Source organism: Kitasatospora sp. NPDC052868, from assembly GCF_044547105.1.
Lineage (GTDB): Bacteria > Actinomycetota > Actinomycetes > Streptomycetales > Streptomycetaceae > Kitasatospora.
This window is the reverse complement of record NZ_JBITZW010000006.1, coordinates 278,047-297,730: the sequence shown is the minus strand read 5'-3', so window position 1 is coordinate 297,730 and position 19,684 is coordinate 278,047. Positions and strand designations below refer to the sequence as shown.

9 protein-coding genes and 1 pseudogene are annotated in these 19,684 nt (G+C 71.7%); 7 read left to right on the top strand and 3 right to left on the bottom strand.

Annotated features, from left to right (window positions below; genetic code table 11):
* Window positions 1-109: 109 nt before the first annotated feature.
* From ACIGZJ_RS13570 to ACIGZJ_RS13550, 5 genes are all read left to right on the top strand, one after another.
* Window positions 110-7,600 carry an RHS repeat-associated core domain-containing protein gene (locus ACIGZJ_RS13570; protein ID WP_396457328.1) on the top strand — a complete coding sequence of 2,497 codons (7,491 nt, stop codon included), beginning with the start codon at window positions 110-112 and terminating at the stop codon, window positions 7,598-7,600.
* A gap of 78 nt (window positions 7,601-7,678) precedes the next feature.
* Complete coding sequence (locus ACIGZJ_RS13565; protein WP_396457327.1) at window positions 7,679-7,912, top strand: hypothetical protein; 234 nt, start codon at window positions 7,679-7,681, stop codon at window positions 7,910-7,912.
* 417 nt (window positions 7,913-8,329) lie between these two features.
* Window positions 8,330-9,151 (top strand): SDR family NAD(P)-dependent oxidoreductase, encoded by an 822-nt coding sequence (locus ACIGZJ_RS13560; protein WP_396457326.1) that lies wholly within the window; start codon window positions 8,330-8,332, stop codon window positions 9,149-9,151.
* A complete protein-coding gene (locus ACIGZJ_RS13555) occupies window positions 9,148-10,215 on the top strand; it encodes an S-adenosylmethionine:tRNA ribosyltransferase-isomerase (RefSeq protein ID WP_396457325.1) in 1,068 nt (355 codons plus the stop codon). The genes ACIGZJ_RS13560 and ACIGZJ_RS13555 overlap by 4 nt, the downstream gene beginning before the upstream one ends.
* A gap of 138 nt (window positions 10,216-10,353) precedes the next feature.
* Window positions 10,354-11,163: an arylamine N-acetyltransferase gene (locus ACIGZJ_RS13550; RefSeq protein ID WP_396457324.1), complete on the top strand. Its 810-nt coding sequence runs from the start codon at window positions 10,354-10,356 to the stop codon at window positions 11,161-11,163.
* A gap of 25 nt (window positions 11,164-11,188) precedes the next feature.
* Here the strand turns inward: ACIGZJ_RS13550 and ACIGZJ_RS13545 are convergent, their stop codons facing one another.
* Entirely contained in the window at window positions 11,189-11,650 is a 462-nt protein-coding gene (locus tag ACIGZJ_RS13545) for a nuclear transport factor 2 family protein (protein WP_396457323.1), read from the bottom strand.
* A gap of 235 nt (window positions 11,651-11,885) precedes the next feature.
* Here ACIGZJ_RS13545 and ACIGZJ_RS13540 point away from each other — a divergent pair, with 235 nt between their 5' ends.
* On the top strand, window positions 11,886-12,611 hold the full coding sequence (locus tag ACIGZJ_RS13540) for an SDR family oxidoreductase (protein WP_396457322.1): 726 nt from the start codon (window positions 11,886-11,888) through the stop codon (window positions 12,609-12,611).
* Window positions 12,612-13,574: 963 nt separating this feature from the next.
* Window positions 13,575-14,771: an alpha/beta hydrolase family protein gene (locus ACIGZJ_RS13535; protein WP_396457321.1), complete on the top strand. Its 1,197-nt coding sequence runs from the start codon at window positions 13,575-13,577 to the stop codon at window positions 14,769-14,771.
* Here the strand turns inward: ACIGZJ_RS13535 and ACIGZJ_RS13530 are convergent.
* A pseudogene (locus tag ACIGZJ_RS13530) lies at window positions 14,768-15,542 on the bottom strand (helix-turn-helix domain-containing protein). The gene ACIGZJ_RS13535 and the pseudogene ACIGZJ_RS13530 overlap by 4 nt on opposite strands.
* A gap of 34 nt (window positions 15,543-15,576) precedes the next feature.
* The gene (locus tag ACIGZJ_RS13525; protein ID WP_396457320.1) at window positions 15,577-19,206 is read right to left on the bottom strand and encodes a SpoIIE family protein phosphatase; all 3,630 of its coding nucleotides are present in this window, start codon (window positions 19,204-19,206) and stop codon (window positions 15,577-15,579) included.
* Window positions 19,207-19,684 lie beyond the last annotated feature (478 nt).

Here is a 19,684-nt window from a genome sequence, read left to right as displayed (position 1 = left end):
GGTGGCAGGTCGGGGCTGACGGTCAATAAGGTCCGTGCGCGATTGATTCGCACGGAGGGGCGCGCCCACCACTGAGGCTGCGTCATGCCGTTTGACGGAGGGGACAGTAGTGGAGCTTCGGCATGCCCTGGGGCGGGCCGGGAGGGCGAGGCGGCGCGGCCGCTGGTCGCCCGGCCTGGCCGCCCTGCTCGCGTTGACCTTGACCGGTGTGGTGGTGCCGCCGAGTGTGGCCTGGGCCGCACCGGAGCCGGAGGACCTGGTCTGGTCCCCTCCGCAGACACCGTTGGGCGCTGACACACCGTCGGTTCCGGGCCGTGACCACCTGCCAGGTGGCAAGGACGGCAAGGACGGTGCGAAGACGGCGCCGCGTCCGGACTCCTGGACGCCCGTCGTGGCGCCCCCGGTGGTGCCCGGCAAGGCCACCGTCCTGCTGGGCGCCGACGGGCCGGCGGCCAAGGCCGCCCGTGCCGCGACCGGTGGGGCCTCCCCGGCCTCGGGCGGGGCCACGGCGAGCCGGGCCGGCACGCTGCCGGTCCTGCTGGCACCCGCCTCCGGCGACGCGGCCTCCGCGCGCTCGGCCTCCGCGGCCTCGGCGTCCGCAGGCTCGGAGCCGGCCGCCGACGGGGCGCCCGCCACCCCGGCGCCGGCCGCCACCTCGGTGGCCGTCGAGCTGACGGACACCGCCAAGGGCCGGGCCGCCGGCGCGGGCAGCGCCCTGGTCGCGCTGACCGACACCGACCCCGCGCCGTCCGCCGAAGGGCGACGCACCAGGGTCACCCTGGACCTCAAGGGCCTCCAGGCCGCCGGCTGGGCGGACCGGGCACGGCTCGTCGCGCTGCCCGCCTGTGCGCTGACCACGCCCGAGCGGGACGAGTGCCGCACCCGGACCCCGGTGGAGTCCACCGTGGAGGCGGGCGGCAGGCTCTCCGCCGACGTGGTCCTCCCGCCCGCCTCCACCGCGAGGTCCGCGAAGGCGCCGGCCGCGAAGTCCGCACCGGGCACGGACGCCGCTCCGGAAGCCGCGGAGGCCGCTCCGGCCGCGCAGCGCAGCCAGGCGGCCCCGATGGTCCTGGCCGCCGAGCCGACCGCGTCGGGCGGCGGCGGCAGCTACGCGGCGACGCCGCTGGCACCGTCGATGGACTGGAGCGCCGGCTCGAACGTCGGCAGCTTCACCTACAACTACACCGTCCAGACCCCGCCCACCCTGGGCGGCCTGGCGCCGTCCGTGGTGCTCGGCTACAACTCCTCGGCCGTCGACGGCCGGACCTCCGCCACCAACTCCCAGTCCTCCTGGATCGGTGACGGCTGGTCGTACGAGCCCGGCTTCATCGAGCGCTCCTACCGCACCTGCGACAAGGCCGGCGACAAGGGCATCAAGGACTCGGGCGACCGCTGCTGGGGCGGGCAGAACGCGACCCTGTCGCTGGCCGGCCGCTCCGGCACGCTCGTCCGCGACGACACCACCGGCGCCTGGCACCTGCAGAGCGACGACGGGTCCAAGGTCGAGCAGCTCACCGGCGCCCCGCGCGGGGCCGGCGAGCGTGAGTACCGGGACACCGAGTACTGGCGGATCACCACCCCGGACGGCACCGAGTACTACTTCGGCAGCAACCACCTGCCCGGGGGCGACGGCACCGACCCGGCGGCCCAGTCCGTGCTGACCAGCCCGGTCTACTCGCCGAACGCGGGCGACCCCTGCTACAGCGCGTCCACCGGCAAGGCCTCCTGGTGCCAGATGGCGTGGCGCTGGCAGCTCGACCACGTCGTCGACACGCACAAGAACCTGATCACCTACCGCTACGCGCCGGAGACCAACCACTACAGCCGCGGCGGCGGGCAGAACAACGGCAACGGCGCCCTCAGCCCCTACGAGCGGGCCGTCACCCTGACGCAGATCGGCTACAACCAGCGCTACGACGAGCAGAAGGCCGCGAAGGGCGCGCTCACCCCGGGCGCCCTGGTGCGGTTCGACGCGACCGCCGAGCGCTGCAACCCCAGCGGGGCGATCACCTGCGCCGAGAGCCAGCGCACCACCGCCAACGCGGACGCCTGGCCGGACGTGCCGGTCGACCAGCTCTGCGCCTCCTCGGGCGCCTGCACCAACTACGCGCCGAGCTTCTTCTCCACCAAGCGGCTCACCTCCATCAGCACCGAGGTGACGACCGCCTCCGGGCCGGTCACCGTGGACAGTTGGGCCCTCGGCCAGTCCCTGGTGGAGCCGGGTGACGGCACCAAGCGGACGCTGTGGCTGGACTCCATCACGCGGACCGGCACCAACGGCCACCCCGAGGCGAAGCTCCCGGCCGTCACGTTCGCCTACAAGATGATCGCGAACCGGGTGGACGGCCTGGTACCGCCCTCCCCGATGTTCATGCGCCCGCGCGTCCGGGAGATCACCACCGAGACCGGCGGCCGGATCAACGTCCGCTACACCGACGCCGAGTGCTCGCGCGTCAACAACACCATGCCGGCCTCGGCCGACGGCAACACCAAGGCCTGCATGCCGGTCAACTGGTACCCGCCGGGCCGGATCCCGCTGCCCGGCCAGACCGAGGTCCAGCCGGTCCACGACTGGTTCAACAAGCCGCTGGTCCAGACGGTCACCGAGCAGGACCTGGTCACCAGCCCGTCGACCACCCGGACCACCGAGTACACCTACCACGGCCCCGCCGCCTGGCACCGCGACGACGCCGAGTTCACCGACCCCAAGGCCCGCACCTGGGACTACTTCCGCGGCTACGAGGCGGTCACCACCACGACCGGCAGCGCCGCCCCGGGCGAGGCCCCGAAGACCCAGAAGAAGGCCACCTACCTGCGGGGCATGGACGGCGACTACCTCGCCAACGGCACCACCCGCAGCGTCGACGTCGCCAGCCCGCTCGGCGGCACCGTCAAGGACAGCGACTGGCTGGCCGGCACCGTCGTCGCCACCGAGGTCCTCGACCAGGCGGGCGGCTCCGTGGTGTCCGTCGCCGGCAGCGTCCGCTCCGGCCAGCAGAACACCGCGACCCAGACCCAGAGCGCGGGCGCGCCGAAGATCTACGCCCGCTACCCGGACTCCCAGGTCACCGACATCAGCAAGGCCAAACTGGCGAACGGCACCTGGAACACCACCACGTCGGTCACCACCACCGACCCGGCGCACGGCAACCGGGTCCTGACCAGCACCGACAAGGGCGACGGCACCGCCGCCACCCCGGAGCTGTGCACCACCATCGAGTACGCGGCCTCCGACAACCCGGCGCTGATGATCCTGCCGGCCGCCCGGACCACCGTGCAGGGCCCGTGCGGCACCACGGCGACCGCCGCGAACACCGTCGGCGGCAGCCGGACGCTGTACGACGGGCGGCCGTTCAAGCAGGCCGGCACGATCGGTGACGCCACCAGCGTCCAGGTGCTCGACCACTACGACGGCGCCGGCAGGCCGGTCTACACCCACGGCGGCAGCACCACCTACGACGCCTACGGCCGCACCGTCACCACCGCCACCCCGAACGGGTCGTCGTACGACGCCAACGGCGCGCAGCTGAGCGGCGCGACGCTCACCCCGGCCGTCACCGGCACCACCCGCAGCCCGGCCACCGGCCTGTTCCCGACCACCGTCACCACCACCGGCCCGCTGGGCGCCGACTGGACGGCCGTGGTCAACCAGGAGCCCGGCCGCGGACTGGCGCTCAACGAGACCGACGCCAACCAGCGGACCACCACGCAGGAGTACGACGGCCTCGGCCGCCGGACCGCCGTGTGGGTCCCCGGCCGCGACCTCGCCGAGCTGCCCAACCAGCGGTTCAGCTACGCCGTCAACGGCGCCGCGGGCCCCTCGGTGATCACCAGCGAGTGGCTCCAGCGCAGCGGCGGCACCTACTCGGGCCGACGTGAGCTCTTCGACGGCCTCGGCCGTACCCGGCAGGTCCAGCAGACCAGCGACGCCCGGGCCACCGGCCGGCTGATCACCGACACCGTGTACGACTCGCACGGCTGGGTGATCAAGACCTCGGCGCCCTACTACGAGGCCACCACCGCGCCCAGCACCGCGCTCTACCTCCCGCAGGACTCGCAGGTCCCGGCGCAGACCTGGACCTCGTACGACGGCCTCGGCCGCCCGGTGCGCGCCGAGTTCCGCTCCAACGCCAACCTGCAGTGGGCCACCACCACCGCCTACCGCGGCGCCGACCGCGTCGACGTGACCCCGCCGGAGGGCGGCGCGCCGACCACCACGATCACCGACGCCCGCGGCCGCACCGTCTCGGCCTGGCAGTACCGCACCGCCACGCCGACCGGAAACCCGGCCGACGCCGACATCAGCACCTACACCTACACCGCGCTCGGCCAGCCGGCCACGCACAAGGACTCCGTCGGGAACACCTGGTCCTACACCTACGACCTGCTCGGGCGGCAGACCTCGATCACCGACCCGGACGCCGGCACCTCCAGGACCTACTACGACGCCAACGCACGGGTCGACCACACCGTCGACGACAAGGGCAACACGCTCGCCTACACCTACGACCTGATCGGCCGGAAGACCGGTCAGTACAACGGCGGCGTCGCCCCCGAGAACCAGCTCGGCTCCTGGACGTACGACACGCTCGCCAAGGGCAAGCCCACCTCGTCCACCCGCTACGTCGGCGGCGCGAACGGCGCGGCCTACGTCAACGCCGTCACCGGCTACGACGTCGGCTACCGGCCGACCGGCACCGCGGTGACCATCCCCTCCGCCGAGGGCGCGCTGGCCGGCACCTACGAGACGGCGGCCACCTACGACCCCGTCCTCGGGCTGGTGGACACCCTCACGCTGCCGGCCGCCGGCGGGCTCCCGTCGGAGACCATCGGCTACACCTACAACGACACCGGGCTGCTGGTCTCCAGCAAGAGCCTCAAGAAGTCCGTGGTGGCCGAGGTCGTCTACGACGCCGCCGCCCGCCCGGTGCGTACCACCGTCGGCCCGTACGGCCGCCAGGTCGCCGCGACCCAGCAGTACGACTGGGCCACCGGCCGGGTCGTCAACTCCTTCGTCGACCGGCAGAACGGCACCGTCTCGGCCGACCAGACCACCTACACCTACACCGCCTCCGGCCGCATCACCTCGGTGACCGACCTGCAGGACGCCCGCGACCGGGACCTGCAGTGCTTCACCTACGACGGGCTCGGCCGGCTGACCAACGCCTGGACCGACACCGGCGCCACCCACACCACCGCGGACTGGACGGACTCCTCCGGCGCCACGCACGGCACCGGCAGCTCCACCACCGTCCCCGGCATCGGCGGCTGCGACAACGCCGCCGGCCCGGCGGCCGTCGGCCCGGGCGGGCGCACCGTCGGCGGCCCGGCGCCGTACTGGAACACCTACAGCTACGACGCGACCGGCAACCGCACCGGCCTGGTCCAGCACGACATCAGCGGCAACAGCCTCAACGACACCACCACGACCCAGACCTTCGGAGCCGCCGGCACCCGCAACACCCCCACCAGCGCCCCCAACACCGGTGGCGGCACCGGCGGCCCGCACGCGCTGCTGAACTCCACCAGCACGGGCCCGGCGGGCACCAAGACCACCCGCTACCAGTACGACGCGGCGGGCAACACCACCGCGATCACCGACACCTCCGGCACCACCAGCCTGGCCTGGAACGCCGAGGGCAAGCCGACCACGATCGGCAGGACCGGGACCGCCGGCGACACCACCTACGTCTACGACGCCGACGGCAACCAGCTGGTCCGGCACAGTCCCGGCAAGACCACCCTCGTGGTCGGCAGCGACGAGCTCACCCTGGACACGGCCACCGGGGCCACCACCAACACCCGCTCCCTCGCCGGCGGCGGCGGGCTGACCTTCACCCGCGTCACCGCCCCGGTCGGCGGCGGCACCGTGGTGATCCAGGCCGCCGACCCGCACGGGACCAACGGCGTCCAGATCGGCATCGACGCCGAGATGACCGTCACCCGACGGCTCACCGACCCCTTCGGCAACCCCCGCGGCGCCCAGCCCGCGGCCTCCGCCTGGGCCGGCACCAAGGGCTTCGTCGGCGGCCTCACGGACGAGACCACCGGCCTCACCAGCCTCGGGGCACGCCAGTACGACCCCGCCACCGGCCGCTTCATCAGCCCCGACCCCATCCTCGACCCGGCGAACCCGCTCCAGTGGAACGCCTACGCCTACAGCTACAACGACCCGGTCAACACCAGCGACCCCAGCGGCCTCTACGGCAGCTGGTGCGCCACCCAGGCCTGCGCCGAACAGACCCAGGCCGAGGAGGACAAGAAGGCCGCCGGCAACGGCGGATCCGGCGGGACCGGCGTGACCTCCGGTACCGGTGGGGACGGGGACGGGGGCGGTGGCGACAGCGGCTCGGGCCCGGCCCCGGTGGCCGCCTCGACCCAGCGGGTCTACGTGGCCATCACGATGACCGTCGCCGTGCAGGACGACGGCTCCGGTCTGGCTCGGAAGCTCCAGAAGGCCTACGCGGCCGAGGTCAAGAAGATCGCGTACCCCGAGTACATGACGGTGAAGGACGAGAACACCGCCCTCGCCGCCGCGTGCAAGGCCATCGGCCCGGCCTGCACGGACGAGGTCCAGGCGTTGATCGAGAACATCTCGGTCGTCAACGGCTATTCGAGCACCGGGCAGGCGGCCCCCATGGAGCGGGCCAGCCTGCTGGTCAACTCCTGCGCCTTCCACAGCTCCTGCGGAAGCGGCAACAACGGCACCTTCGTCACGAACGACGAAGGGACGTTCGGCGACAAGAACAACTCCGGCCCGGGCGCCTACGAAATCGACTACGGCGGCGGCTGGCGGATGGTGTGTCACAGCTTCCCCGCGGGGACGCTGGTGTTGATGGCGGACGGCACCCTGGTGCCGATCGAGCAGATCCAGGCGGGGGACCGGGTCCTCGCCGCCGATCCCCAGCAGGGACTCAGCAGCCCCGAGGCCGTCACCGATGTGATCGTGACGGACGACGACAAGGAGTTCGCCGACCTCTCCATCGGATCGTCAGGCACGAAGCCCGCCACCCTCACGACGACCGCGCACCACCCGTTCTGGAACACCGCCACCCAGCGGTGGGAGGAGGCCCGCAACCTGCAGGCGGGCGACCTGCTCCAGAGCTCGGACGGGAGCACCGCCACCCTGACCGCGGTCGACCAGCGTGTCGGCGAGGGGCGCACCTTCGACCTCACGGTCTCGAACCTCCACACCTACTATGTTGTGGCGGGAACCGTGTCGCTCCTGGCCCACAACTGTGGGGCGGCAACGGCTGCTGAAGCGGTGCAGGGCCCAGGAGCCACGGTCGATCTTTACCGCGCTGTGGGCGTGCGGGAATTCGAGGGCGTCATGGAGACCGGCGGATTTCACCCAGGGGGTCCCAGTCTTGAAGGTCGGCAGTTCGCCTTCACGGAGGGTGAGGCGCTGACCTATGCAAACTGGGACAAAAGCAAGGCTGCGATTCTGAAGGTTACCATCAGCCGAAGCGCACTGCCTCATTTCGACTTCTCTAGGGATATTGATGTTTCGGTCTTCCGCAATGGTGTGATCACCGTGCAGCCGGGCACCCAGGCTGACCAGTTCCATGCAGCTATCCAGGGAATCAAGCATGTTCTTTAATGGAATTCGCGGGTGAGGCCTATGCGAGCGCAAGTGAGGTTTCTTTCGACATCTGAGGGTGGGCGTAGGGCGCCTGCGATGAGCGGGATCCGACCCCAGTTGAAGATTGGTGAGCGCTTCACCAGCTGTATCGTTCTGGCCACCTCTGAGGATGAATTGTTCCTTTTGGGGCAGGAGTATGAGGTTGATTTGCAGCTGGTTTTTCGGGAGGAGTACCAGGATTTGCTAACCCGTCATGACCCGATCGAGCTGTTTGACGGCAGCAAATTGATCGCGACCGGCCGCTGGGCGGATGATGGGAACGCATCGTAGGTAGGTGCGGTGCCGTGTAGGCGGCCTATCGCCGATCGGCCGAATGGGGCCCGCCGGACGTTTCCGGCGGGCCTCTTCGTGTTGGCGGACCCGGCAGGTGATGGCGCCGGTACTCGTTCGCCACTTTGGTGGTCCTCCGATGCCTCGCAAGCCGCGGTGCATGGAGCCCGCCGGGTGCAGTCGAGCACCTCCGCCTCCGCCGTGTGTCGAGTCACACGACGGAGGCGGAGGCACGTTCGAGTCCGTGAAGGCTCTTAGGCCCGTTCGCGACGCCGACGGCTGCGCGGTGGGAGTGCCCTGGTCTGCCCGGGAGCGACCGAACGGACCCTAAGCCCCGCGGACTACGCCGAAGGAACCACCTGGCCACCGGACCGGCGGCCGATCCACCCCGGACCCCTTCGGAGCGATCGTGGTGCCATGAACGCACCGCAGAACGCCTCCAGCCCCACCCGGTCCGCCGCTCCCTCCGCCCCCGTCGCCCTGGTCACCGGGGCCTCGCGCGGCCTCGGGCGCGCCCTCGCCCAGGCGCTCGCCGAGGCGGGCTGGCAGCTGGTCATCACCGCCCGCAACGAGCGTGAACTCTCCGTCGCCGAGGCCGAACTGGCCGCCGTCACCAAGGTCGTCGCACTGGCCGGGTCGGTCGTCGACGACGCCCACCGCGCCCACCTCGCCGAGGCCGCCGCCGGCCTCGGCGGGGCGAGCCTTCTGGTCAACAACGCCGGGACGCTCAACGGCTCGGACGGTCAGGGTGCGCCGCTGCCCCGCCTCGCCGACGTCCCGCTGCCCGACCTGCTGGAGACCTTCGAGGTCAACGCCCTCGCGCCGATCGCGCTGACCCAGCTCGTCCTGCCCCAGCTGCGGGCGCACGCCGGGGCCGTCCTCAACATCAGCTCCGACGCGGCCGTCGAGGCCTACGTCGGGTGGGGCGGCTACGGCGCGAGCAAGGCGGCGCTGGACCAGGCCTCCGCCGTACTGGCCAGGGAGGAACCGGAGTTGAAGGTCTGGGCGGTCGACCCCGGCACCATGCGGACCAGGATGTACCAGGACGCCTACCCGAGCGAGGACATCTCCGGCGAACTGCCGCCCGAGGCCGTGGCACCCGCACTGCTCGGCCTGCTGCGGGGCGGCGTCGCCTCCGGCCGCTACCGCGCCAGCGACCTGCCGGCCGAGGCAGGCTCGGCGGCCCATGCGGGCCAGGCGGCCCATGCGGGCCAGGCGGGCGCCCGGGAGGACCGGTGACCGCACGCACGGATCCCGGGATCGACCTCGTCGTACCGCCCGAACTCTCCGCCCGCGCACCGGCGGAGGCCCGCGGGGCGGCCCGGGACGGCGTGCGGATGCTGGTCGGCCGCCGGAGCGGGACGGCCGTCGAGCACCGCCGCTTCACCGACCTGCCCGAGGTACTGCGCCCGGGGGACCTGCTGGTGGTCAACAACTCGGCCACCCTGCCGGCCGCGCTGTCCGGCCGGCTGCCCGACGGCACCCCGGTCGCGCTGCACCTCTCCTCCGCCCAGCCGGACCAGCGCGGCGCCTACCTGGTGGAGTTGCGCCGGGTCGTCCCCGGTGCGGCCGCCGCCTACTATCCACCCGCCGAGTCGCCGGCTAGCCCGGGGCTGCGGGTGGCGCTGCCCGGCGGTGCGTCGGCCGAGCTGACCGAACCGTTCACCCCCCGGCTCTGGCGCGCCCGACTGGACCTTCCCGTACCGCTGTTGCGCTATCTGGACCGCCACGGGCGGGCGGTCCGGTACGGCTACGTGGACCGGGACTGGCCGATCGAGGCCTACCAGACGGTCTTCGCCACCGTCCCCGGCAGCAGTGAAATGCCGAGCGCCGCCCGGCCGTTCAGCGCCGAGGTGGTGGCCCGGCTGGCCGGTCGGGGGGTGCTGCTCGCGCCGGTCACGCTGCACACCGGCGTGGCCTCGCCGGAGGCGCACGAGGCGCCGTACGCGGAACGGTTCCACGTGCCGGCCGCCACCGCCCGGCTGGTCGGGCACGTCCGGGCCGGCGGAGGGCGGGTGATCGCGGTCGGGACGACCGTCGTCCGGGCCCTGGAGTCGGCGGCCGGCCTTGGGGGAGAGGTCCAGGAGGCGGACGGCTGGACGGAGTTGGTCATCACGCCCGAGCGCGGTGTGCGGGTGGTGGACGGCCTGCTCACCGGCTGGCACGAGCCGCAGGCCTCGCACCTGCTGATGCTCGCCGCCGTCGCCGGCCGCCCGCTGCTGCGGCGCTGCTACGCGGAGGCCGTCCAGCAGCGGTACCTGTGGCACGAGTTCGGCGATGTGAACCTGCTGCTGCCGAACTGACGCCGCCCATCGGGCCGACCGGGCCGACCGGGGACCGCCCCGACTGGCAGGTCCGCGCTGGTCCTAGGTCGCGCGGTCCATCGGGGTCAGGCCCACGGGTGGAGGTCAACGCCCCTGTGCGGTTCGTAGGGTGGCCGTATGACCGTTGATCTGGAGAAATACTTCGCACGCATCGGATGGGACGGCGAGCCCGAGCCCACCCTCGCCACCCTCCGTTCCCTGCACCGCGCGCACGTCCTCGGCATCCCGTTCGAGAACGTCGACGTGGTCGTCGGCTCGGTCCCGTCACTGGACCTCGCCGACCTGCAGGCCAAGCTCGTCGAAGGCTCCCGAGGCGGCTACTGCTTCGAGCAGAACACCCTGTTCGCCGCGGTACTGGAACAGTTGGGATTCGAGGTCACCCGGCTCACCGGCCGCGTCCTGGTCGGCGCACGCCCCGGGGAGATCCGGCCGCGGACCCATATGGTGCTGGCCGTCCGGGTGCCCGGGGAGTCCGGCCGCCACCTCGCCGACGTCGGTTTCGGCGGGCGCGGCGCGCTGCTGGAGCCCCTCCCGATGGTTCCCGACCAGGTCCGGGACGGCGCGGGGCGCCACCACCGCCTCCTGGTCGAGGAGCCGGACGGTCCCGCGCCCGTCTGGGTGCTCCAGGCGAAGACGGACGGTGTCTGGGACGGCCAGGTCGCCTTCACCCTGGACCGGGTGCCCGCCCCGGACATCGGGGTGGCCAACTGGCACGTGGCGACGTACCCGCGCTCGCCCTTCAAGCGGCTCTACATCCAGTACACCAAGGGCGCCGGCCACGTGAGGCTCGACGGCATGACCTTCACCCGTACCGCGGCCGACGGCACGGCCGCCGTCCGAGAGCTCGAAAGCCCGGACGAGGTGGTCGAGTTGCTGGAGGGCGAGTTCGGGATCGTCCCGCCGCCGGGTCTCCGGTCGAGCCTCTGACGACGGTCGGCGGTTCCCGGCTGCCTCAGCTTGCCGGGGCAGCCGGGGCAGCCGGGGTCGCCGGGTCCGCCGGGTCAAGCGGGTCCGCGAACAGCGTCTGCGCCGCGTGCTGGGTGTCCAGGTACTCGCGCACCGAGGTGATCAGGCCGTTCTCGACGGTGAAGATGCCCAGGGCCTGGTTGTCGTAGCTCGACCCGTTCGCGGCGGTGCCCTTGGCGCTCCACTCGGCGACCACCTGGTTGCCGTCCGCGAGCAGGCCGGTGAGCGCCACCGCGGGGGCGCCGCCGGGGGCGAACAGGGTGCCGACCGAACCGAGGAAGTCCCGGACGATGGCGTCCCGGCCGCGCCACTGCCGCGACAGCGGCAGGTTTCCCGGGTACGTCCAGGTGGCGTCCTCGGCGAAGGAGGCCACGACGGTGTCGAGGTCGCCCTCGGCGACGGCGGTGACGTAGCGCTCCACGACGGTCCGGGGGTCGAGCTGGTCCATGGTGACTCCTGTGCTGGCGGATCGGGATCGGGCCGGTTGCCCGGGACCAAGCCAATCCCGGGGCGCCCGAGCGGTCCAACAACCGTGCGCGAGTGCCGACAACCGCCGGTTGTCGGCCGAGGTCGCAACCCGGTCGCCCCCGTCCGGCTGTGCCGCCGTCCCGGGATGCGTCCCGGGCCTCCATCGGAGGGTGTTTATGCCATATTTCGGACATGCTCCCGACGAAAGGCATGTCATGAAGTTCGCGGTCATCGGCGGTACCGGGCTGATCGGGTCGCAGGTCGTCAGGAACCTGAACGCCGCCGGGCACGAGGCGGTGCCGCACTCGCAGTCCACCGGAGTCGACGTCATCAGCGGCCAGGGACTGGACGAGGCGGTGGCGGGGGCCGACGTCGTCGTCAACCTGACGAACTCCCCGACCTTCGACGAAGCCTCCCTCGCCTTCTTCCGGACCTCGATGGCCACCCTTCTGGCCGCGGCCCGGAAGGGTGGCGTCGGCCACGTCGTCATCCTCTCGATCGTCGGCGTGGACCAGGTCCCGGAGCTGGACTACTACCGCGCCAAGGTGCTCCAGGAGGACATCCTCGCGGCCGGGCCGATCGCCTACTCGATCGTCCGGGCGACGCAGTTCATGGAGTTCATGGACGCCGTCCTGTCCTGGACCGCCGCCGACGACACCGTCCGGCTGCCCGCCACGCCGATCCAGCCCATCGCCGCCAAGGACGTGGCCACCGCGGTGGCGGAGGTCGCGACGGGCGCCCCGCTGGGCGGCATCCGCAACATCGCCGGCCCCGAGATCTTCCCCCTGGACGAGCTGGGCCGGATCACCCTGGCCCACAAGGGCGACAGCCGGACCGTCGTCACCGACCCCACCGCCGGCATGTTCGCCGCCGTCAGGGGCGACGTCCTCACCGACAAGGACGCCCACCTCGCCCCCACCCGCTACACGGAGTGGCTCTAGTGTTGGATTCCTCAAAGGCGGTACACGAATCGCCGTCGGCATTGGCGGGTTGGTGGGGGCGGTCTGCCCCGGATCCAGGGCTTGGCACGTGCGTTGAGCTGGGTGGTTGCGAGGCGGGTGGCCTGGTCGGTCTCGTCGGGGCCGGCGAAGGACTGGCCGACGAGGGCGGTCCTGCGGAAGATGCGCCACCAGCCCTCCTGGAGGTTGTGCCAGCAGGCGCCGACGGGGATGAAGACATGTCGTATCCGGGGATGGTCCTCGAGCCAGGTGCGGGTGGACAGGCTGTTGTGGGCCGCCAGCCACGGTGTAGTACGCCCGCTCCGGCAACGGGTCAACGAACGCGGCCAGTCCGCTGTACCAGGCCACCCAGTCTGCGAGCTCCGGCAGCCAGCGACTCGGCCGGGCGGTGAACACGAAGACCGCCCTGTGCTCGGCGAGCGTGCGCAGCGCTTCGATGGCGCCAGCCCTGGCAGGCCGATACGGCCGCCCTGCCAGGGCTGGCGGATCGTCAGTGCCGTAGCGGCGGAGGGGGCCGGCGGGTCGGGCGGCTCGCCGATGCGGCGCAGCGCCTCCGCGAGGGCGGCGTTCCAGCCGCCGGTGAAGGTGGGGCTGCGGTCGTCGACGTAGAGTGCCGCGTCCAACTTCTTGTTCGTCACGAGCAGGTGGTGGCGCTCGAGCCTTGCTCCGGCACGCCCGTGTCCGGCGAGCAGCATGTCTCGCAGGACCAGTGCAGCGCCGCGTTGATCCTTCGGGGGTTCATGCGGCTTTGAGTGGGCTGCCGTCGTGGGTCCAGCGGTAGGGCTTGGCGTCGTGTTCGTCGTAGGCCAGGACGAAGGTGGCGCTCGACGACGCCGACGAAGGGAGCCTCGCGCCGCTGGGGATCTCAGGGTGTAGCCAGCACCACCCTCAAGGCGGAAGCCCGCATGATCGAGCGTCAGGGCGGGGCCGGGCAGGATCGTGCCCGTGAACACCACCTCGAACCGCAAGCGCCGTATCAGCGCTGTCGCAATCCTGGGTCTCGCCGCATCAGTGGCCGCGACCGGCACCGGAGTCGCCGCCACGACCCCGCCGTCCACCGTGCACGCGACCGCCGCCACAGCTGCCGCCGCGCCCCCGCGGTCCTTCCAGGGCACGCTCCCCGCGCCGACCGGCCCCTACGCCGCCGGCGAGGACGTCATCCACCTCACCGACGCGAGTCGTCCCGACCCGTGGGTGCCGACATCCGGCCCCCGCCAACTGACCGTCACGATGGTCTACCCGGCCGTCCCCGGGACCGGGACTCCGGCCCCCTATATGACCCTCGCCGAGGCAGCCGGATCCCTCCAGCACCGGAAGACACCGGCGAGCTCCGGCGTCACCCCACAGAACCTTTCCAGCGTCACCACTCACGCCTTCGACGGCGCGCGGCCGCAACGCGGCAAGCATCCGCTGGTGGTCCTCTCACCCGGGTACGAGGACCCGCGCATGGTGCTCACCTCGCTCGCGACCGACCTGGCGAGTCACGGCTACATCGTCGCGCTCGTCGGCCACACATACGAGGACAGCGGCGAGACGCTGGCGAACGGCCAGACGCCGCCGTGCGCGATCTGCGATGACCCGGCGCGGCTCGACTTCGACTCCGTCGCCGCCAGCCGCGCGCTGGACGTGTCCTTCGTGATCGACCAGTTGACGCATGGCAATACCTCGTGGCGCCTGGCACACCTCATCGACAAGCACAAGATCGGAATGGCCGGACACTCCCTCGGCGGAGCGGCGGCCGCCGCCACGATGATCGCCGACTCGCGAGTACTGGCCGGAGTGAACATGGACGGCTCCTTTCACCCGGCCCCGATGCCCGGCCAGATCAACCGGCCGTTCCTCATGCTGGGTGCGGCCGCCGACCACCACTCGGCCGGCGGCGAGTGGGAGCAGACCTGGGCCGCCCTCGGCGACTACAAGAAGTGGCTGACGGTCACCGACGCCGACCACTTCAGCTTCACCGACCTGGACCTGCTTCTGGAGGAGGCCGGGTTCCCGTCGCCGCCCCTCTCCCCGGAACGCGGGGTGGTGATCACCCGCGAGTACGTGACAGCGTTCTTCGACCAGACGCTGAAGGGGATCCACAGTCCGCTGCTGGACGGCCCCTCGCCGAACAATCCGGAAGTACTCTTCCAGTACTAGTGTCCTGCGCCGGAGATCCGTCGGCAGAATCGGGCGAGTGAGTCGAGGATCTCGTCGGCGGTCTTGGTCCAGGTGAACGGTGTGGGGTCCTCGTTCCAGCGCTTGACCCAGGTGCGGATGTCGCGTTCGAGGGCCTGGACGTTCCGGTGGGATCCGCGGCGGATCATCTGGTCGGTTGGGAAGCCGGACCAGCGCTCGACCTGGTTGATCCACGAGGACCCGGTCGGGGTGAAGTGCATGTGGAACCTGGGGTGTTGGGACGTGGACCTTCTCGATGAAGAACGGGTCGGTGGAGAGCTTGAAGGTGTCCGCCAGGTGGGGCTTGAGCTGGAACTTCCGCCAGATCCGCCCCACCGTGGACTTCGACAGGTCGCTGTGGGCCGCCATCGAGCTCCGCGACCAGTGCGTCGCGTTCTTCGGGATCTCCTCCAGTGTCGCGACCACCACCGCTTCGACCTCGTCCAGTGCGATCGTGGGCGGTCGGCCCGGCCGCGGCTCGTCCGCCAACCCGTCCAGCCGCTCGACGAGGAACCGCCGCCGCCACTTGCGGACCGTGTCCGCGGTGATCCCCAACTCCCTTGCCGCACCGACGATCGACGGCACATCGGGGCCGTCGCAGGCCAGCACGATCCGTGCCCGCAGAGCCGGCGCCTGGGCGGACGTCGCTCTGCGGGCCCACCGCGTGAGCGCCGCACGCTCCTCGTCCGACAGCAGCAACGGCTCCAACGCGGGACCACGACGACGCAGCGACACATCCGGAGAATCACTCATGCACGATCTGGCGACGGATCTCCGGCGCAGGACACTAGTGGTCGGTGTGGATCCCCGGCGGCAGCTCCAGCTCGAACCAGACCACCTTCCCGTCCCGGGTGCGGCGGCTGCCCCAGCGGTGGGCCAGTTCGTTGACGAGGTGCATGCCGCGCCCGCCCTCGTCCTCCTCCCGGGCGCGCCGGATCCGGGGTGCCTCGCTCTCCTGGTCGGCGACCTCGATGGTGAGCACCCGGTTGCAGAACAGCCGTAGCTGGGTGGGGGATCCGGCGTGTACCAGGGCGTTGGTGATCAGCTCGCTGGTGAGCAGCTCGGCCCAGTCGGCGAGCGAGCCGAGCCCCCAGGCGGTGAGCGTCTCGCGGGTGAACCGGCGTGAGTGCGCGACCATGGCGTGGTCGCCGGTCAGCGGCAGGGTGGCGATCCGGTCGGTGCCGACCGGCTGGACCTGCGCCAGGATGATCGCGATGTCGTCCTCGCTGGTGCGGCCGGTGAGTTCGGCGAGCACCGCGTCGCAGGTCTGCTCCAGCGAGCCGCGGCGGTCGGCGATCGTCCGGCAGAGCAGTCGCAGGCCCTCGTCCAGGTCGCGGCCCCGCCGTTCGACCAGGCCGTCGGTGTAGAGCGCCAGGATGCCCTCCTCGGGGAGGGTGAACTCGACGCTCTCGAAGGGCACTCCGCCGACGCCCAGCGGCGCCCCGGGCGGCATCTCGACCAGTTCGGCCCGTCCCTCGGAGTCGGCCAGTACCGGCGGCAGATGGCCGGCGCAGGCGGCCGTGCAGAGCCGGTCCACCGGGTCGTACACGGCGCAGACGCAGGTGGCGAACTGGCCCTCGCCGATAGCCGTCGTCGCCTCGTCCAACCGGTGCAGCACCCGGGTCGGGTCCAGGTCGAGGGTTATCAACGTCCTTGCCACCGTGCGGAGCTGGCCCATGGTGGCGGCCGCCCGGATGCCGTGCCCCATGACGTCCCCGACCACCAGGGCGACCCGTCCGGAGGACAGCGGCACCACGTCGAACCAGTCGCCGCCGACCTCGCTCACCACACTGCTCGGCAGGTAGCGGTAGGCGATCTCCAACCCCGGTGTGCGGTGGATGTCCTGGGGGAGCAGGCTGCGTTGGAGCATCAGCGCGGTGTCCCGCTCGCGCCGGTAGAGCCGGCCGTTGTCCATCGCGAGGGCGGTCCGGGCGGCGAACTCCTCGGCCAGCGCCCGGTCCGCCGGGCCGAACGGCAGCGGGTTGCGGATCCGGATGAACTCCGCGCCGCCCAGCACCACTCCACGCGCCAGCAGCGGCACCATCAGATAGGAGTGCACCCCGGCGTCCAGGCCCGGCTGCACCCGGTCCGGCGAGGCCACGATCCGGCGCAGCGCCGCCTCGTCCACCTCGGACACCAGGATCGACCGCCCGGTCCGCAGGCTCTCCGCGTACACCTGCGCGGACATCGAGGTCTCGCCGATCTGGTCCGCCGCCGAGGACATCGTCCCCTCGGGTCCCAACTCGCCGACGGCCACCGCCCGCATCAGCACCGAGCCGTCGTCCGGGACCGGTCCCGGCTCCTCGCCGCTGAGTACCGCGTCGCGCAGGTCGACGGTGACGAAGTCGGCGAAGCGCGGGATCACCACCTCCACCAACTCCTGGGCGGTGCGGTGCAGATCGAGCGTGGTGCCGATCCGGGTGCTGGCCTCGTTGAGCAGTGACAGCCGCTGCTGGGCCGCCCAGGCCTCGTCCAGGGCGCGCTGGCGGTCCTCCGCCGCGTCGCGCTCGCGGGTGAAGAGCAGTGCGTTGTCGATCGACACGGCCGCCCGGACCGCCAACTCCCCGGCCAGCGCCAGGTCCTCGTCCTCGTAGGGGCGTTCCACCACCGTCCGGTAGAAGCCCGCGACGCCGACGGGTGCACCGCGGGCGATCAGCGGCACCACCATGAAGGACCGGACGTTCTGCTTCCGAACGGCCGACTGCCGCACCGGGTCGTCGGCGAACCAGGCCATTCCGGCCTCGTCCATCCGGGGGACCAGCACGGGGGCCCGGTTCGCCAGGCTCCAGGCGTACGGGGATCCGGGCTGGAACCGGTGTACTCCGCCGGTCCGGGCGATCGGCTCCAGCGTGGAGCCCTGCGCCGAGTGGAACGCCATCCGGCGCAGTACCGCCGAACCGTCCTTCTGCACCCGGGCCTCGCGCTCGCCGCGCACCAGGTCGTCGAGCACCTCGACCACCACGGTGTCGGCCAGTCTCGGCGTCGCGACCTCCGCCAACTCCATGGCGGTCTGGGCGAGATCGAGTGTGGTGCCGATCCGGGTGGATGCCACGTTGACCAGCGCCAGCCGCTCCTGTGCGGCCTTCGCCTCGCGCAGCGCCTGCTGGCGGGCGAGCACGGTCTGGTGCTGGCGCAGGTAGAGCCGGGCGTTGTCGATCGCGACGGCGGCACGCGAGGCCAACTCGTCGCCGAGGGTGATGTCCGCCGCGACGAAGGACTCCCGCTCGCCGCGCCGGGAGTACACCACCATGCCCAGCGTGGTGCCGCGGGCCACCAGCGGGGTGATCCGCACCGAGCGCGGGCGGTCGCCGAGGTAGGCCTGGCGGCGACTCTCCGTGATCCCCTTACTCAGCAGCGGCAGCTCCCAGGACGGCACCACCACCGTTCGGCCGCTCGCCATCGCGCGGGCATAGGGCGAGTCCGGCGCCACCTCGTACACCGCCTCGACGGGTAGCGCGTCCGCCGGGTACAGCGGGTCGTCGGTGGCCAGCGCGAGGCGGCGCACCAGCTGGGGGACGGTCGGGTCCAGCGGCTCGACGTTGCGGCCTGAGACCAGTACCTCCAGCGCGAACACACCGCTGATGTCGGCGACCCTGGGCACCATCGCATCGGCCAGTTCGCGTGCGGTCTGCCGCAGGTCGAGCGTGGTGCCGATGGAGGTGGTGGCGTCGACGAGCAGGGACAGCCGCTCCTGCGCCCGTGCGGCGCGGGCGTCCGCGCGGAAGCGTTCGGTGATGTCGATCAGGGTCGAGCTGACGCCCAGGACCTCGCCGCCGGGCTCCTCCAGCCGGAAGTAGGAGGCCGACCAGGCGTGGTCGTGCTCCGGGTCGTTGGGGGTGCGGCCGTGCGAGCGGGCGTCGATGACCGGCTCGCCGCTCTCCAGCACCTGCCGCATCACCGCCTCGCTCTCCTCGCCGTTGATCCCCGGGAGCAACTCGCTGAGGGTGTGGCCCAGATGCTCCTCGACGCTGAGGCCGTTGACCCGGGCGAGCGCCTCGTTCAGCCGGACGAAGGCGAGCCGGGAGTCGAACACCGCCATGCCGACCGGCGACTGGGTGAAGAACCCGTCCAGGACGGCGAGGTCCGCCTGGATCCGGCGCAGTGTGGTGACGTCCGATGCGACGGCCAGCACCAGCGGGCTGCCGCCGGGGCCGGAGATCGGGTGGGTGCGGAACTCCAGGTTCACATGGTGGCCGTCCCGGTGCCGGACCGGGAAGACGCCGGACCAGCCGCGGCCGTCCAGGATCCCCTGGAACAGCTCCAGGATCTCCGGCCGCTGGCTGTCCGTGGCCAGCAGCTGTGCGGCCCGGGCGCCGATCGCCTCCTCGGCGGAGAAGCCGAGCAGGGCCTCCGCGTCACTGCTCCAGTGCAGGATGCGACCGTCGGCCTCGATCAGCGCGGTCGCGATCGGCACCATCAACAGGGCGTCCTGGTGCTGCCCCCGACCGGCACCTCGCTGCTCGTTCACCATAGCCAGAGAACCGCCCGGAGATCGTTCCCATCAGCCCTGCCATCTTCCCACGCTGCCCCGTCCAACCGCTCTCCGTGCCGGCCCCGGCCCTCCGAAAGGGCCCGCCCCAGCACCCCCACCTCGCCCCGGCCCCCGATCCCGGCCCCTCCACCCGGCCCCTCCACCCGGCCCACCGCCTCCCCGCTGACCCGTGTGCCACCCCAGCCCACCCGGGGGTAAATATGTAGACCGGTCTACTGACTTATCCACCAGAGAGCGCAAAATATGTAGACCGATCTCTATATTTGTTGCCCACGTGCATAAATTCACTAGACCGGTCTACATAATCCTGCGTCGCACCAAGCTGATCTGGAGTGGGAAGTCGGCGGGTCCGACTTCCCACTCCGGAACTCCGTGGGATGTGGCCGGAGAGTCGGGGGCCTAC